Source organism: Lysinibacillus sp. FSL M8-0216, assembly GCF_038595555.1.
Classification (GTDB): domain Bacteria; phylum Bacillota; class Bacilli; order Bacillales_A; family Planococcaceae; genus Lysinibacillus; species Lysinibacillus fusiformis.
Window position 1 is genome coordinate 1,737,617 of the sequence record NZ_CP152007.1, and the last position, 17,201, is coordinate 1,754,817.

Below are 17,201 nucleotides of genomic sequence, written 5' to 3' on the forward strand. Positions count from 1 at the left end.
GACAATTGTTAATCGTATATTGCTAAATAATTTGCGTACTATTAATAATAACGGTACTTTTGTATGAAGAAAAATGATTGTCTATTTTGAAATATCTAAAAAGTGTGGAGGGACGCCCTAATTCAAGTATATGTATGCACGTTTTCACTTAGAACTAAAAAAAGAAAACGATCTGTACGTTGCAAGCACAGAACCGTTTTCTAGAAATTTTATGATTGTTGCACAGCCTCAATTTCCAGTGTGAGGCGCTCAAGCTCGTCTACCAAATGACCAATATAGGCAATCGTATCTCGAAGTGGTTGATCCGTTGTAATATCAACGCCTGCCATTTGTGCTAATTCCACAGGGGATTTTGTTCCACCAGCCTGCAGGACAGCTAACCATTCTTCAACAGCTGCATCACCTTCTTTTAAAATGCGCTGAGATACTTGTGTTGAAATAGTTAAGCCCGCACTATAAGTGTATGGGTAAAGGCCCATATAATAATGAGGCTGACGCATCCACGTCAGTTCAGCACCTTCCGTAATATCCACTGCATCACCCCAGAATTCTTCTAGCACCGAACGTTTTAACTGGTTTAAAATATTCGCATTGACAGACTCACCAGCGTCCACCAATTCATATACTTTTCGTTGGTACGCGGCTTCAAGTAAGTGTGTGACAAAGTTATGATAATACGTTTTAGAAACAATATTTGAAATCACCCAACGCTTAAAGCGCACATCTTCATTATGCGTTAATAAATAATTCGCTAGCAGCATTTCATTCATAGTAGATGGTGCTTCAATAAAGTATAGGGAAGGGCGACTGTTAAAATAGGATTGATGCGCATACGTATTCGCAAAATGTCCTGCATGACCAAGCTCATGAACGAGGGTAAAGACTTCATTCATACGTTCATTCCATGACATTAAAATATATGGGTGACTACCATAAGGACTTGAACAGAATGCCCCTGTAGATTTCCCTTTATTTGGTGCAAAGTCGATCCAACGTTCCTTGAAGGCTCTGTCCATTAGGTGATTGTAGTCTTCACCCATAACCGCTAATGATTTATCAACATATTCCTTCGCTTCGTCCATCGATAATTTTGGATCATAGGCAGAATCTAAAGCGATTTTCAAATCTGCAAATGTCATGTGCTCAATGCCATTCGCTTTTTGAATTAATTTTGCATATCGACGCATATGTGGGGCAAGCTCTTTTGAAATCAAATCGATTTGGCGATTATAAAGGGAGCGATCGACATCTTGATCGAATAGTAAATAATCAAAAATGGAATCAAAGCCTCGTAGATCCGCCATTGTTTTTTCTTGTTGAATATGTGTGTTATAAACTTGTGCTGTTGTATGTTGATAATCACTCAACTTGCTTGAAAAAGCTTTAAAGGCAGCACGGCGCACTTCTGTATTGGCCTCAAACTCCCAATTATTTTCATAAAGGACAAAGCTTAACGGATGCCTTTCACCATCTGCTTCAAATTCACCAAAATTCATATCTACTAATTTCGTCGTATTATATGTTTCGTATGGCGCATCAAAAGTAGAACTAAAGGCAGCAAGCGTTTTTTCAACTTCTGGATGTAGCTGATGAGGTTTCCGTTTTAATAATTCCTCTAAATAATGTTTGTAAAGAGGGCTTAATGTTGCTGCTTCTTGTAGTACCCCTTCATCCAAAGCAAGTAATTCACTCCGTACGAATGATAAGGCACTGCTTATTTTACCGATAGCTGTACCAAATTTTGCAGCACGCATTTGGGCTACATCATCTGTTCGATCTACCTGTAGGTTTAAGCTCGCATACGTACCAATTGGAACGATACTTTTTTGCAAATTTTCGAAAGCCGTTAATACATCGATAACTTTTTGCGCATCTGTAATGGAGCCTTGATACGTTTGTTCAAAGCTAAGAGCCTCCTCTACAAGCTGCGCTAAAATAGGTTCAAAATCTGCATCATTTTTCAGTAAATCAGTTAAATCCCACGTTTCTTCTACTGCAACATCTTTTCGTAATGGTAAAACTTCCATTTATAAACACCCCTTTACATATAAGTGATTTCATTATAACGAAACTATTTCGGAAAGTGAAATAATTTAATAGAATAGTTGAAATATTCTTAAAGAAAAGAGTCCTGTTTTTTAATCCAGTAAGTAGGAGTATGTTTGAAATATTGCTAGACGGGAACAATATGTGTATAGCCAACATCATTTGTAACGCATACTAAAGGCTAGAACAATTGACACATTGGAGGAGAAGTAATTATGACACAAAACTTAAACAAACAATTAAATAAGCTAGTATCAACATGGTCAGTACTTTATACAAAGCTGCACAATTATCATTGGTATGTCACAGGGCCCGCATTCTTTACACTGCATGCAAAATTTGAAGAATTGTATAATGAAACAACGTTGAATTTAGATGAAATTGCAGAACGCATTCTTTCGAAGGATGGCAAGCCTGTTGCGACTTTAAAAGAACATCTAGAGCTATCCTATGTAGAGGAAGCAACAGGAAATGAGTCGACGGAGGAAATGGTAGCAACGACGATTTCGGATTTCCAAAAGCTTATGAAAGCGTTGAATTCCACAATGGAGCTAGCAGCAGAGGAAGGGGATGACCGTACAGAGGATTTACTGAATGCGATGTACCAATCCCTTGAAAAGCATACTTGGATGTTAAAAGCCTTCCTCGACAAATAAACGGTTTACAAGCATTCCCAGACAATTTGGGGATGCTTTTTTTTTAGGTTTTTTATCTCTTTATGACAAAAAGAGGACTTGTATAAAAGCATAGTAACATTTATTACAGTTTGGTAACGAAGCGGCAAAAAGAGTTTGTTTCCCCATAGTCAGGGTAATTATTTAGTAAGCCATACAAATTAGGAGGAATTGAACATGAACATGAACATGATGAATGAACAAAATCCAAAAATTGAGGTGGCCCATACAAGGGACGAAATGCTTCATATTCTAGAAAATATGCGAACAGAAGGTTTCCATAAAGAGGATATCCATATTATTGCGAAAGACTCCCAGCAGTTGGAGGATGTGAAATGGGATGATGATGTCCACACACATGAGGCTGGTAACTGGGTGGACCAATTTAAATCTTGGTTTACAGGTGATTCTGCTGTAACAGAAGGATTAAAACGCTTTAATCTTTCCGATGGGCAAATCGCTTACTATGCTCATCTTGTAGAGCAGGGGAGTATCGTATTATTTGCAGAACGGGATGATGATTATGATACGCTACAATCACAACACCCGGAAACAGCTGCTGAGCAGGAAGAGCGTTTAAGACAAGAACGCCTGAATGAGGCTGAGCAACTTAGAAGATTTTTATAAAAGGAAAACAGTTTGATCATTGTGAATCACTCTGTTCATACTGTAGACAAACTCTCAATGAATTTTGAGTTTGTCTACAGTCTTTTTTCTTTGACAATTTGACAATAAAATAAAGTAAAGCTCGACCCCGCCCGCAGAAAGCGTACACCCTAGTAGCTAGTGTATTACTAAAAATGGGTGATTGTAGGGATGACAACAGCCATCGAGAGTGAACTTCTCGATGGCTGTTGCCCATAGTTTGAACAGAGTGATCATTGTGGATCACTCTGTTTTTTAATGAATTACTTTTTCTGGTGCATCTTTTTTAATAAAGCGCAATACATGGAAATGCTCTAATTGAGCAAATAAATTACCAATCAAAATAAAGCTACCACCAATAACGAGTTTCACTGTCAATCCTTCACCGATGAACATCATCGCAAACATTGCTGCAAATATAGGTTCTAGGGAAAAAATTAGACCTGTATGTGTAGCAGAAGTATACTGTTGTGCAACAGTTTGACCAACGAAGCAAAACGCACTACAAATGATTCCAAGACCTAAAATAGCAATCCAGGATGTCGTATTATTTGGTAACGTCGGTGTTTCCAATAATAATGTTAGGATTAGCGCATAAATGCCAGCGAAGCCTAATTGGTAAATGCCGTATGAAATAGATTCCACATTCCGTGTAAATGAACTGTTTAAAAGTAAATAAATAGAATAGCATAGAGCAGCGATTGCTACTAACAAATCTCCTTTATGGAAGGAGAATGAACCTTGCGCCGTTAATACTGTTATACCAATCATCGTACAAATAATTGCAAAGCTGACGGCTCTGGAAGGTAATTTTTTATCAATAAAGCTACTGAAAATCGGCACTAATACAACCGTTAGACTTAATATAAAGCCTGCATTTGAAACTGACGTGGACTGTAAGCCAAATAAGCTTAATGCGAACACAATGAATAATAAAAATCCTTGGATAGCTGCATATTTTAAAGTCTTACCATTTACCTTAATCATCCGTTTATAAAAAATAAGCCCTGCTACTAAAAATGCGATGATACAACGCAATGCCACCACATTATAAACAGCCAATGTTTCAAGCCCCATGACCATAAAGGTATAAGATAGTCCCCAAAACATTGTGACAATAACCATCAATACATTTGCTTTTCCTTGGATACTCATTATGTTCACCTACCATCTGTGTACTAAAACAGTTTTTATACTAAAAATTACTATATATCTTGTGTTGAGATTAGTAAAACGAATGTTTATAATGATTAGGATTAAAAAAATTCATGTATGTAGAGGTATTGCTGATGAGCTTAGTGAAATATGAGATTTTAACAAAGGTAGCAGAGGTAGCAAGCTTTACAAAAGCAGCAGATGCACTCGGACTAACTCAGTCTGCTGTCAGTCACGCCGTGTCAAGTTTAGAAAAAGATTTTGGATTTGCGCTCATACATCGAAGTAGAGTGGGTGTCACACTGACAAGTGAGGGGCAAACCATGCTAAGGGCGATGCGTCAGGTTTTAGACGCACAGGAATTATTGCAACAAGAGGCAGCACATATTCATGGAGTAACAAGAGGAAACGTGCGTATTGGCGTTATTTCAAGTATATCTTCCAATTGGATGCCAGAAATTATTAGGATTATGGATAATCAGTTTCCTGGAATACAGGTGGAATTACGCGAGGGTGATTATTATGAAATTGAACAATGGCTACTCAGTGGGGAAATAGAGGCTGGTTTTTTAAATGGTCAAAAATCTGAGCAATATCAGTATACGGAATTACAGCAGGACCCTTTATTATGTATCGTTTCAGATCAAAGTCCACTATTTAATAAGTCTGAGATCGATATTGTTGATTTGGAAGATATGCCTTTTATTATGACTTCCTATAAAGGGACCAATGATGTCAAAGTTTTGTTGGAACAATATCATGTGAAGCCCAATATTCGCTTTGAGCTTTCAGAGGAGGTCGGCATTGTTTCCATGATTTCTCATCAACTTGGGATTAGTATTTTACCCCAATTGGTCATTCAGACTTTGCCGCCTACCTTAAGAGCGATTCCTCTGAAGCAAGGTGCCTACCGTACGATTGGGATTGCGATGAAGCATAATGCATCACCTGTAACGAAGAAATTTGCGGAAATTTTAAGTGCATGGTTAATGGAACAAAAAAATGCACTATGATGGAATCTATTGAAGCCTATCCTTGCATTACGGTAAAATAGTAGGTGTATATATTTTAGAAAATAGGTGAGTGGATGGGGACATTACAAGGTAAAACCGTACTCATTACAAGTGGGGGAACACTTGAAAAATGGGATCGTGTACGAGGGCATACGAATTTATCAAAAGGGACAATGGGCTGTTATTTAGCGGAGACGGCACTCGCTGCTGGTGCTAATGTAGTATATATGCATGGTTATTTTGCACAGCTTCCAGTGAATCACGATCAAATGAAATTGATTAGATTTGAAGGTATTGAGGATTTAGGAGAAAAGGTTCGTCATGCTGTCCAACAAGAACATGTAGATATCGTTATTATGGCTGCGGCTGGCTCCGATTGGGTCATCGATAAAGTATATGATCAATCAGGCAATTTGATGGAGGAAGCGGGGAAAATGCCTTCCGATGAGCCACCTATTATTCATTTTAAAAAGGCGCCAAAAGTCTTAGGGCAAATTAAAGGCTGGCAACCGAATGTGACGCTAGTAGGGTTTAAGCTAGAAGCGACCGATGACGAGGAGTTTTTATTAGCACGTGCACGACTGCGAATGGAAACAGCTCATGCTCAATTGATGGTAGCCAATAGCTCTCAATCTTTATATGGCGGGGACGAGCCCCATTGGATTGTACCTGCTGATGGACTGCCTATGAAAGTAATGGGCAAGCAAAAAACAGCCGAAGCTTTAATGATATATTTACAACATCAATAAATATGAACTGTGTAGAGAAATATTTCTACACAGTTTTTTCTTGTCTAAAAGAGGAGTATCATTTAATATTTACTTAACGGTCGGTAAAAAAGGAGAATGATGATGGGGAATAAGGAACAAACTTTTCAAAAGATTATAGAAGTTGCTTATGTGATGTTTGCAGAAAAAGGGTTTGAAAAAACAAGCTTAGCCATGATTGCTGCAGAGGTCGGTATATCAAAACCAGCCATTTATTATTATTTTCAATCAAAGGATCAATTAATCACTTACTTATTTGATGAACTGTATAAAGTAATTCAACAAGATGTCGCTGTGGATTATAAAGAGCTTTCTCGCGTTAATTTCAAGGAGGAAGTACTCGAGCTGGGCTATAAGTCTATTGAGGCGCAGGGCAAGGATCCTTATTTTAATAAAATATTTAACCAATATGTACTATTAGCAGCTCGCGATGAAAGCTATAAGAAACAATTAGTAGAGCTAGAAACCAGCTTTTTAACAAGCTTTGTGGAAGTCCTACAATATGGCGTGGAGCTAGGGGTTCTAGAGGATACTCCCACTATAGAAGCAAAGGCACAGATGCTAGCCTTGGTCTATGATAATATCGGTAATTTCATGTTAACAGGTAACCAATTGGACTACAGAGCTATTTGGAAGGAGGCTGTGCATAGTGTTATCCAAGGAGGCGAAGATGGCAATAAGAGATGATAATCGGCGCATTGAAGGTCTTGATTTTGCAAGAGCTCTCGCCATGTTTGGTATGTTCATTGTCAATTTTGGAGTCATAACGGGTTCTACAACGAATGGTTCAACATGGTTGATGGCCTTACAAAATCTATTTGAGGGGCGTGCCTCGGCCGTATTTGTCATGCTAGCAGGAATAGGAACAGCTTTAATGACTCGTCAGGCTAGAGAGACTAAGGACCCAATACTTCTTCGTAAGAATCGACTTACTTTGTGGAAGAGGTCGTTTTTGTTATTCGTGATAGGAATAGTCCTATATGCAGTAGGCTGGACAGGAGATATCTTACATTATTATGGCGTGTATATGTTTGTTGCCGCATGTTTGATTGCCCAATCCAAGAAAATGATGATGTTCATAATCGGTGTCATCCTCATCCTTTCACAATGGCTCCAAATTCAATTTAATTACTTCGCTGGGTGGCATCCAACATATGTATTACTAGAGTATCTTGATTTTTGGACACCGGCAGGATTTATAAGAAATTTGATGTTTAATGGCTATCATCCACTATTTCCCTGGATTTGTTTCTTTCTAACTGGCATGGTAATCGGCACATTAGATTTAACTAATCGTTCATTACGAAAAATCTTATTGGTGATGGGCTTATTGCTAGTCATAATGACGGAGACTTTTTCAACGATATTTATTAAGATGACAACGATCCATTTATTAGATGTAGAGAGTGCATTGTATTTATTTGATACGGGACCGATTCCACCGAATACGATGTATGTTCTATCTAACTCAGCGTCGGCAATTGTCCTTATCGTGGGCTCCATCTATCTTGTTGAGACATGTAAAAATAAAGTAATTGAAGCTTTGATCTTTACGGGACAATTGTCTTTAACGCATTATGTCGGCCATGTTTTTATTGGGATTGGAATATTAATTGTTTGCCAAAAGTTGGAGAATCAGACGCTTACCTTTTCCATGCTATATGCCTGCTGTTACTTTGTAGGATGTGTGCTTGTTTCTGTCTGGTGGAGAGCTAAACATCGTCGAGGTCCCCTTGAATTCTTGATGAGGAAATGGAGTTCGTAATAAATTAATGGATTGCCATCTATTTCTCGTTGATTAGGCATAAAATACTTTAGATATAGATAGTTTTCTAATCTAAAATAATCATTACAAAGTATTCAGCTAGGTTTTCTAATATTTTATATTGACAATCTTATTACAGAATTATAGAATTATTTTCAAGAAACGCAGTACTCTTATCAAGATAGGTGGAGGGACTTGGCCCAATGAAGCCTCGGCAACCGAAACATAGGTGCCACTTCCAACCGATGTATCTGAGAGATAGGAGGGGCTATCAATCAGTTTGATGCATTGGCCTCTTTTGTACAACAAGGATGAAAAAGAAGGGGTGTATCGTATGGCTCAGTCGGCAAAGGTAGAAGATAAGAAATTAGAGGCTATTGCAAAGGCCATTCAAAATCTTGAATTTGGTGAAGTGCATATTACGATTCAGGATGGTGTAATTGTTCAAATTAATAGGCTTGAAAAGCAGAGATTTCCTCAGAAGAAATAAAGGATCATTTCAGTTGAACGATGTGAAAAGGCCACCAATAAGCATGGTTTCCGTTGCTTACAAGTGGCCCTTTTTTTATGGCAATTAGCTATAGAAGCTTTTTGGAATCTGACCGATATGACGGCGATGATAGAGAAGGGGCTCCTTTTGAGAGTTTGTAATATCTAGCACCTGGCCAATAAAAATAGTATGATCACCTGCATCTATTTGCTGAAAGGATTTACATTGTAAAATAGCTGCTGTATCATGTAAAATCGGTAGTCCTAAAGAAGAAGTAGACCATTTTGCTTGAGCAAAGCGATCTGGGACTTTACTTGCAAATAATGTACATAATTGCTCTTGATCACTTGCTAAAATATTGACAGCGAATTTTTCCGCACTCATAAAGTAAGGATGGAGCTGAGATTTTTTATCAAGTGACCATAAAATAAGTAGTGGATCAATAGAAACAGATGCAAAAGAATTGACGGTTAAGCCAATTGGATTCGTTTCATGACAAGCTGTAACAACTGTTACACCTGTAGGATAGTTACCTAATGCCAATTTAAAAGCAGCAACATGATCTGTCATTCAAATCACCTCTTTATAGTTAGTAATAAATTAGTTAACGGAGTTAGTAGGTAAATTGCACTTTTTTCATACCATATAGTAACTCCTTTTCTTAAGTAAATATTAAATCAATTACACATCCAGGTAAAGCTAATGGGGGAAAGAAAGGGGAATTGCCATGACTTTATATTTTGATCATCTGGTACATCAAGTAGAATCACCGGAAAATATAAAGGTTTTCTTCAATAAACGAAATGTCCATACAGTGAACGGTGGTCAACACACGATGTGGGGGACTTACAATACGCTAAGTTATTTTGGCTTAAGCTATATTGAACAAATCGCTATTTATGATCGTGATTTATTTGAGCAAGCGGCCCTGTACCCATATTCCCTACATTATACGTTTAAACGTGATCGTGAGCGCCAAGGATTTTCACGAATTGCCTTGCGCACCAAAAATATTGAAGACGATGGTCAACGATTGCGTGCATTGGGCTATGAAGTATATGGTCCCGATGCTTGTAGCCGCACAAGACCAGACGGCACGATAATCGAATGGAAGCTATTGCATTTTGGCAGACCTGGCCTTTCAGTGGATTTTCCTTTCTTAATTGAATGGGCAGATGGAGATGAGGAGCGTTTGGCTCAATTAAAGGCTAGTGGCGCGATTGATGAAAAACAAGCCATTACAATGGAATCCATTCAGTTTTTTGTCAAGGATGTGGAGGAGACGGTGCAGCTTTGGCAGAAAGTATTACAACTACCCGAGTTTGAGCAGCATGAGCAGTTTATGTCTCTACAGCTAGCGAATATGCGCTTGGATTTTTATGAGGAAGCCTCAGCATCTAGCATGACGCTCGGTCATTTAAAAGAAGGGCCAATCGGTGTAACATTAAAGGATCCACACCGAACAAAGGAAACATTAGTGTGTCCAGGTGCTTTTTATTGGATTAATAAATAAATTAAAAATCCACTTCAATCGTTGAAGTGGATTTTTATGTGCAAACATGCAAAAAGTGGATTGAGCCATTTTCAAATACTTCATCCACTTACTATATTCTAGCTTATAATTTTACAACATTTGATGCTTGCGGGCCGCGATTGCCTTCCACAACATCAAATGAAACCTTTTGACCTTCTTCAAGTGTACGGAAGCCTTCCTCCTGGATGCCCGTAAAATGTACAAATACATCTTCTCCATCATCACATTCAATAAAGCCATAACCCTTTTCATTATTGAACCACTTTACGATCCCATGTTGCATAAGCATTCGCCTCCAATGCGCTTGAAAGTAAGATAAAGTTAAAGAAGTCGTGCTATCAATGAGAAAATGTGAAAAAAATGCATTTTCTCTTAGAACATACATGAATTGAACAAAAATGTCAATTGATTGTCGGAATGCTAGCATATCTGACTTTCTTTTTTTTCACAATTAAGACTATAATGGAAATGAACAACATAGAAAGTAGGATGCCAAATGACAACGAAAAATCAACCATTAACAGATTTAGAAATCGCGAGTCAAGCAGTGATCAAACCTATTACGGAAATTGCCAATGCTGCAGGTATTCCAGAGGATGCACTTGAGCAGTATGGCCGCTACAAAGCGAAGATAGACCCATTAAAAATTACAGCTCAAGGTGAGGACGCAAAGGTTGTATTAGTGTCAGCTATTAGTCCAACCCCAGCAGGTGAAGGGAAGTCGACTGTGACTGTAGGACTAGCTGATGCCCTTCATCAATTAAATAAGAAAGTGATGGTAGCTTTACGTGAACCATCTCTTGGTCCAGTAATGGGCGTAAAAGGTGGCGCAACAGGCGGAGGCTATGCACAGGTAGTACCAATGGAGGATATTAACTTACACTTCACTGGTGACCTTCACGCGATAACAACAGCCAATAATGCTTTATCCGCATTTATTGATAATCATATCCACCAAGGGAATGTCTTAAACATTGATCCACGACGTATTATTTGGAAACGTGTGATGGACTTGAATGATCGTTCATTACGGAAAGTGATTGTCGGATTAGGAGGGCCTGTTCAAGGCATGCCACGTGAAGACGGCTTTGATATTACGGTTGCCTCCGAAATTATGGCAGTGTTCTGTTTAGCAACAAGCATTGAGGATTTACGGGAGCGCATCGCTAGCATTGTAATTGGCTACACATTTGAGCGCGAGCCTGTTTTTGTGCGTGATTTACAGGTAGAGGGTGCCTTAACATTATTATTGAAGGATGCCTTTAAGCCAAACTTAGTACAAACATTAGAAGGGACACCAGCTATTATACATGGTGGTCCATTTGCTAATATTGCCCATGGCTGTAATTCCATTATGGCGACACAAACTGCTCGTAAGCTAGCTGATATTGTGGTGACAGAAGCGGGCTTCGGCTCTGATTTAGGTGCTGAAAAGTTCATGAACATTAAAGCTCGTAAAGCAGGCTTTAAGCCAAGTGCCGTTGTGATCGTAGCAACGATTCGTGCACTAAAAATGCATGGTGGTGTTCCAAAAACATCACTTGTCGGTGAAAATGTGGAAGCCCTGCTCCAAGGGATTGAAAATTTAGCTAAACACGTCGACACGGTACGTACATTTGGTGTTGAACCGATTATTGCATTAAATCGTTTCATTACAGACACAGAGGCAGAGCTAGAGGCCGTTCTAAACTGGTGCCAAGAAAATCATGTACGTATTGCCCGAACAAATGTCTGGGAAGAGGGCGGTAAAGGTGGAGTAGCCTTAGCTGAACAAGTACTAGCTGTGTTGGAAGAAGAAAACAACTTCTCACCATTATACGATGTAACAGAGTCCATTGAAGAAAAAGTGCGTACCATTGTACAAAAGGTATATGGTGGAAAAGATGTTCAATTCACAGACCAAGCTAAAAAACAAATGGCTCAAATTGAAAAATTCGGCTGGGATTCTCTACCAATTTGTATGGCGAAAACGCAATACTCTTTATCCGATCAGCCTAGCTTACTTGGACGTCCAGAAGGCTTCACGGTCACAATTCGTGAGGTGATTCCAAAGCTTGGTGCTGGTTTCTTAGTTTGTCTGACAGGCGATATTATGACAATGCCAGGACTACCAAAAGCTCCTGCAGCTTTACGCATGAATGTCGATAATGACGGACATGCGGTAGGATTGTTTTAAATAAATGTTGAAAAGCTGCCCTTTAACAGAGGTGCAGCTTTTTTATTTATTAGCTGATTTAAAAGCCTAGTCATTTTAACATCTCCTTCCTCAAATGCCACTAAAAAGGATTCTGATATCTTCCTTCTATACTTGATAACCTGTCGAAACATTCATCATGGCCATTTTTTTTTAGAAAATTTACGATTCTAGTTGAAAAACTAGGATTTTTTTTCATGCGATTAAAAACTCGAGAAGCTTCCTTATATAAATGTGTTTGGTATTTTTTATCAATAGTTCTCTGTTATTGGAAGGAAAAAGCGGATTTTTACAAAGAGAAGCAATTGTCAAATGAATTTTTATTTAAAAAATACATTGAATTTTCTTTTTATTTTAAATATAATTTACTTAATTCTAATTCGGAACACTGTTCCGATTATAGGAACACGGAGGGATGGAGTCTTGAAAATCGCAACAGATATTGGCGGTACTTTTACCGACCTAGTTTATACAGATGAGAAAGGAAATCTTCATTTTGACAAAGGGCATACGACGCCAGGGCATTTTGAGGATGGGATATTAAACGTATTAGGACGACATGTAACAGAGGATTCTCTCATGGAATCGTTTATTCATGGTTCTACGGTAATTATTAATACATTAACAGAGAGAAAAGGTGGCAAAGTCGGATTAATTACAACAAAAGGCTTCCGTGATATTTTAGAAATTGCACGTGGTAACCGACCAGACTTATATAATTTTAAATATAAAAAGCCAGAGCCATTTGTAGAGCGTTATTTACGACAAGAAATCGATGAACGCATTGATTTTAAAGGAAATATTATGAAAGCGCTTAATAGGAACGAAGTTGGAGAGATTGTCCGTCAATTTAAGGAATCAGGTGTAGAGGCAATTGCCATTTCGCTTATTCATGGCTATAAAAATCCCATTCATGAGCAGCAATTAAAAGAAGAAATAGTAAAAATTTGGCCCGAGGTGTATATTACACTTTCAAGCGAAACGATTAAGGAATATCGTGAATATGAAAGAACAAATACAACGGTTTTAAATTCATATGTGAAGCCCATTGCTCACGCTTATTTAAAAAGCTTAAAAGAAAAATTGAGCACAGTTGGTATTACGGATCATTTAAAAATTATGCAATCAAATGGTGGGACAACAAGCTTTGATAAAGCTATGGAGTTACCAATCAATCTAGTCGAGTCTGGCCCTGTAGCAGGAATGTTTGGGGCAGCAAAATTAGGTGAGCTTCTAAATGAGTCCAATATTATTGCCTTTGATGTGGGTGGTACGACAGCGAAATGCTCACTTATTACAGATGGCAAAGTAAACGTTACGACAGATTACTATATTGAAAGAAATGAAAAATTTGCTGGCTATCCAATTAAAACTCCAGTTGTAGATATTGTTGAAATCGGCAATGGTGGGGGCTCTATGGCTCGTGTGGATCAGTTCGGTTCCTTAAAGGTTGGTCCGGATTCTGCTGGGGCAAACCCAGGACCAGTAGCCTATGGGCTAGGCAATACACAGCCAACGATTACGGATGCTAATGTTTATTTAGGAAGATTATCATTAGCAAACTTCGATAATCCAATTTCTATCGACAAAGTAGAGGAAGCACTTGTTGAAGCGATTGCGAAACCATTTAATGTTTCAGCGGAAGAAGCAGCGCAAGGTATATTAGATATTGCGAATTCCAATATGTTAAATGCGTTGAAGCTCATTTCCATTCGTAAAGGCTATGATCCAGAAGACTTTACAATGGTTGCCTTTGGCGGTGGTGGTCCACTACACGCTATTAATTTAGCAGAGGAATTAGGCATGAAAAAGGTCATTATACCTTATGGCTCTTCTGTCTTTTCAGCATTAGGAATGATGATGACAGAATATCGACAAGACTATATCCAAACAAGTTTAATGGGCTTTGATCACGCGCATCTTGCGGAAATTCAAGCGAATATTGATCAAGCTATTGAAAGTGCCTATGCTGACGCACCTTTATCGAAAGAGCATTATTATTTCGAAATTAATTATGATTTACGTTATAAAGGCCAAGAGCATGCAGTCAAATTGAACGCATCGAATATCACGATTGATGATGAAGGGCTTCTTCAATTGGCTGAAGCGTTCCATGTAAAACATAAACAAGAATTTTCATTCGATTTGCCAACTACTCCAATTGAATTAGTAAATCTACACATTACCATCTATGGAAAAGATGAGGCTGTTCAATTTAAAGAATTAGATTTCTCTCATATTGATGTGTCAACATGTATCAAAACAAAGCGCAACTTATATGTGAAAGAAAAGGGTTGGGTTGAAGTCAATGTTTATGACCAGCAAAAGCTTGCTCCTAGGTATGTCATTGCAGGTCCTGCTATCGTTGAAAACCCAACATCTACAGTCGTAATCAATGAGAAGCAATCCATAGAAATTGATAAATATGGCAATTTGATTGTAGAGATGGAGGGGAAATAAATCATGAAAAAAGACGTTTTTGCTGTAGAGATTATTCAGGATTCATTGCTAGCCATAGGGGATGAAATGTTTGTCGCTCTAGCACGCTCTTCTATGAGTCCCGTCATCTATGAAGTATTAGACTATGCCTGCGGTTTAACAGATGCACAGGGTAACTTAATTAGCCAAGGAAATGGTGTTACAAGCTTTATTGGTATGCTAAGTCCAATGGTGCAGCGAGTAATTGAAAAATTCGATCATGGACAAAAGTTACATGAGGGCGATGTCATTATTATTAATGACCCGTATGTAGGGGGAGGCTCGCATTTATCCGATGTTGGCTTAGTGCTTCCGATTTTTTATAATGGTGAAATCATTGCTTACTCTGCCAATAAAGCACACTGGACAGAAGTTGGGGGCATGGATCCTGGTTCATTTACAAGTAATTCTAATGAAATCTACCAGGAAGGTCTACAACTGCCAGGTGTTAAACTTTATCATAAAGGTGAATTGAACGAAGCCATTTATGAGATTATCTCGATGAATGTTCGTTTGCCAGAGCTATCTATCGGCGATATGTTTGCACAAGTAGCGGCCTTAAAAACAGGCGAAAGGCGAATTACAGAGCTTTGTCAGAAGTTTGGTGCTGAATCGGTGAGCTTGTCCATTCAAAAACTATTGGACAAGGGTGAGAAAATTGTAGAGCTAGAGCTTCAGCATTTGCCAAAAGGTGAGTTTTACGCGGAGGACTTTATTGAGGGAGATCCATTAAAGGGCGGACCATACCCGATTAAAGTGAAAGTAACGATTAGTAATGAAGAATTTATTTGTGATTTTAGAGGCTCCCACCCAGCGGTGAATGTGCCAGTAAACTGTTCCAAATTTGGTTTAATGGCAAGTGTGCGTGTCATGTTCCTAGCATTACTAGGTGATATTGATGTCATTAATGAGGGAGTCTTTAAACGCTTAACTATTTTAACGGATGAAAATTCCATTGTCTCTGCTAAGCGCCCACATCCAGTATCCATGAACTTTGAGGCACGTATTGGGGCAGCAGATTTAATTTGGAAAGCACTTGCGCCACATTTACCAGAAAGATTATCAGCAGGACACTTACAATCCGTTTGTACATTTATTCTGACAGGTAAAAATCCTGAAAATGATGAGTCATTCCTTATCGTTGAACCATCTGTTGGTGGTTGGGGAGCATCGAATGATGAAGATGGTCAAAGCGGGCAATATTGTATGGGAGATGGTGAAACTTATAATCTACCTGTGGAAATTGCCGAAACGAAATATGGCATTCAAATTGATGAATATAGCTTAAACTGTGACGGTGCAGGTACAGGCCAGTTTAGAGGTGGCTTAGGTGTACGTCGTGTATATACCATCAATAATGATGGTCAAAAGGTTTCAGTCAACTTAGGGAGACACCAATTCGCTCCATTCGGTTTAAGTGGAGGAGGCGAAGGGTCTCATAACTATTTAATCGTTCATAAAAAGGATGGTTCCACAATTGGACCAGTTGGCGTACTAGCCAATTATGAATTGCAAAAAGGCGATCGTATTGAGCTAGTTACAGCAACAGGTGGTGGCTATGGTAATCCACTTGAAAGAAGTAAAGAGGCTATAGAGCGTGATGTGTTAAATGAATATATTTCTGTAGAAGTAGCGAAAAAGCATTACGGTTATCAAAACGCTTAAAGGGAGAAATGAATGACTGTCAAGACATTAAAAAACTCATTAGATATACTAGAGTGTTTTGCGACGACAGAAAATGCATTAGGTGTTCGTGAAATTTCGCGCATGATGAAAATGCCGACAAGTGTCGTACAAAGAGCCATTCATACATTTACAGAAACGGGTTATTTAATTCAGGATGAAGGCACGAAAAAGTATAAATTAGGCTACAAAATGTTCCTTTTTTATGATGTGCTCTCACATACAATGGACCCACACTCGACTATTTATGAATTAATGCAAAATCTTGCAAGTGAAATAAACGAATCGGTGTTTCTCACTTATATGGACAATGAATATGGTGTCACAACAAAAATTGCCGAAAGTAATAAAAATGTAAAGTATGCGGTGTCTTTAGGAACAAAGACACCCCTTTACATCGGTGCTTCCTGTAAAGTCATGTTCGCCTTTTTAGAAGAGGATAGACAGCTTGAATTAATAGCATTTTTTCAAAGCAAGCAATCGAAAGAGGAGCATAATGAATTTCTTGAGACATTAAGGGAAGAGCTACAAAGTATACGCCAAAATAAATGGTGTGTAACCGTTGGTGAATACAATGAACACGCTTTTGGCATCAGTGTACCGTTATTCAACTATAAAAAAGAAATCATCGCATCTCTTACAATTTCTGGGTTAGTATACGATATAGATGATCAAAGGGAGAAATATATGCTTGACCAGTTAGTGAAAGTAGTTCATCAGATACAATCGCATATTTCAAAACTATAACAGCAATAGG

General features: G+C 38.4%; 16 protein-coding genes and 1 riboswitch. Of the genes, 12 read left to right on the top strand and 4 right to left on the bottom strand.

Going from position 1 to position 17,201, the window contains the following annotated elements; translation table 11 throughout:
• Window positions 1–209: 209 nt before the first annotated feature.
• A complete protein-coding gene (gene pepF / locus MKX57_RS08175; protein WP_090001781.1) occupies window positions 210–2,027 on the bottom strand; it encodes an oligoendopeptidase F in 1,818 nt (605 codons plus the stop codon).
• A gap of 234 nt (window positions 2,028–2,261) precedes the next feature.
• On the opposite strand from pepF, the gene MKX57_RS08180 reads away from it, so the two are divergent.
• Together MKX57_RS08180 and MKX57_RS08185 are read left to right on the top strand one after the other, a co-directional pair.
• Entirely contained in the window at window positions 2,262–2,702 is a 441-nt protein-coding gene (locus MKX57_RS08180) for a DNA starvation/stationary phase protection protein (RefSeq protein ID WP_008181825.1), read from the top strand.
• A gap of 195 nt (window positions 2,703–2,897) precedes the next feature.
• Window positions 2,898–3,347: a general stress protein gene (locus MKX57_RS08185; RefSeq protein ID WP_170844057.1), complete on the top strand. Its 450-nt coding sequence runs from the start codon at window positions 2,898–2,900 to the stop codon at window positions 3,345–3,347.
• A 273-nt stretch (window positions 3,348–3,620) separates the two neighbouring features.
• Here the strand turns inward: MKX57_RS08185 and MKX57_RS08190 are convergent, their stop codons facing one another.
• On the bottom strand, window positions 3,621–4,520 hold the full coding sequence (locus MKX57_RS08190) for a DMT family transporter (protein WP_089985046.1): 900 nt from the start codon (window positions 4,518–4,520) through the stop codon (window positions 3,621–3,623).
• Between the two features lie 134 nt (window positions 4,521–4,654).
• On the opposite strand from MKX57_RS08190, the gene MKX57_RS08195 reads away from it, so the two are divergent.
• From MKX57_RS08195 to MKX57_RS08215, 5 genes are all read left to right on the top strand, one after another.
• Window positions 4,655–5,533 (top strand): LysR family transcriptional regulator, encoded by an 879-nt coding sequence (locus MKX57_RS08195; protein ID WP_043990703.1) that lies wholly within the window; start codon window positions 4,655–4,657, stop codon window positions 5,531–5,533.
• Between the two features lie 74 nt (window positions 5,534–5,607).
• The gene (locus tag MKX57_RS08200; RefSeq protein WP_342550892.1) at window positions 5,608–6,282 is read left to right on the top strand and encodes a phosphopantothenoylcysteine decarboxylase; all 675 of its coding nucleotides are present in this window, start codon (window positions 5,608–5,610) and stop codon (window positions 6,280–6,282) included.
• Between the two features lie 96 nt (window positions 6,283–6,378).
• A complete protein-coding gene (locus MKX57_RS08205; protein ID WP_239354451.1) occupies window positions 6,379–6,987 on the top strand; it encodes a TetR/AcrR family transcriptional regulator in 609 nt (202 codons plus the stop codon).
• Window positions 6,971–8,065, top strand: coding sequence for a heparan-alpha-glucosaminide N-acetyltransferase domain-containing protein (locus MKX57_RS08210; RefSeq protein ID WP_089985040.1), 1,095 nt, complete (start codon window positions 6,971–6,973; stop codon window positions 8,063–8,065). The genes MKX57_RS08205 and MKX57_RS08210 overlap by 17 nt, the downstream gene beginning before the upstream one ends.
• Window positions 8,066–8,235: 170 nt before the next feature.
• Window positions 8,236–8,330, top strand: a riboswitch (SAM riboswitch).
• Between the two features lie 69 nt (window positions 8,331–8,399).
• Entirely contained in the window at window positions 8,400–8,555 is a 156-nt protein-coding gene (locus MKX57_RS08215; RefSeq protein ID WP_080709351.1) for a YezD family protein, read from the top strand.
• A gap of 84 nt (window positions 8,556–8,639) precedes the next feature.
• Here MKX57_RS08215 and MKX57_RS08220 read toward each other — a convergent pair whose 3' ends face one another.
• Window positions 8,640–9,125: a flavin reductase family protein gene (locus MKX57_RS08220; RefSeq protein ID WP_008180194.1), complete on the bottom strand. Its 486-nt coding sequence runs from the start codon at window positions 9,123–9,125 to the stop codon at window positions 8,640–8,642.
• Window positions 9,126–9,282: 157 nt separating this feature from the next.
• On the opposite strand from MKX57_RS08220, the gene MKX57_RS08225 reads away from it, so the two are divergent.
• Window positions 9,283–10,068 (top strand): VOC family protein, encoded by a 786-nt coding sequence (locus MKX57_RS08225; RefSeq protein ID WP_008180197.1) that lies wholly within the window; start codon window positions 9,283–9,285, stop codon window positions 10,066–10,068.
• Window positions 10,069–10,171: 103 nt separating this feature from the next.
• On the opposite strand, the gene MKX57_RS08230 is transcribed toward MKX57_RS08225, so the two are convergent.
• Window positions 10,172–10,372 carry a cold-shock protein gene (locus tag MKX57_RS08230; RefSeq protein ID WP_008180199.1) on the bottom strand — a complete coding sequence of 67 codons (201 nt, stop codon included), beginning with the start codon at window positions 10,370–10,372 and terminating at the stop codon, window positions 10,172–10,174.
• A 213-nt stretch (window positions 10,373–10,585) separates the two neighbouring features.
• On the opposite strand from MKX57_RS08230, the gene MKX57_RS08235 reads away from it, so the two are divergent.
• The 4 genes from MKX57_RS08235 to MKX57_RS08250 all read left to right on the top strand — a co-directional run bounded on the left by MKX57_RS08235 (window position 10,586) and on the right by MKX57_RS08250 (window position 17,191).
• Window positions 10,586–12,265, top strand: a complete 1,680-nt coding sequence (locus MKX57_RS08235) for a formate--tetrahydrofolate ligase (RefSeq protein WP_008180201.1) — start codon at window positions 10,586–10,588, stop codon at window positions 12,263–12,265.
• 441 nt (window positions 12,266–12,706) lie between these two features.
• A complete protein-coding gene (locus MKX57_RS08240; RefSeq protein ID WP_342550893.1) occupies window positions 12,707–14,743 on the top strand; it encodes a hydantoinase/oxoprolinase family protein in 2,037 nt (678 codons plus the stop codon).
• A gap of 3 nt (window positions 14,744–14,746) precedes the next feature.
• Complete coding sequence (locus MKX57_RS08245; protein ID WP_107921822.1) at window positions 14,747–16,426, top strand: hydantoinase B/oxoprolinase family protein; 1,680 nt, start codon at window positions 14,747–14,749, stop codon at window positions 16,424–16,426.
• Between the two features lie 12 nt (window positions 16,427–16,438).
• Window positions 16,439–17,191 (top strand): IclR family transcriptional regulator, encoded by a 753-nt coding sequence (locus tag MKX57_RS08250; RefSeq protein WP_008180206.1) that lies wholly within the window; start codon window positions 16,439–16,441, stop codon window positions 17,189–17,191.
• The last annotated feature ends 10 nt before the right edge of the window (window positions 17,192–17,201 follow it).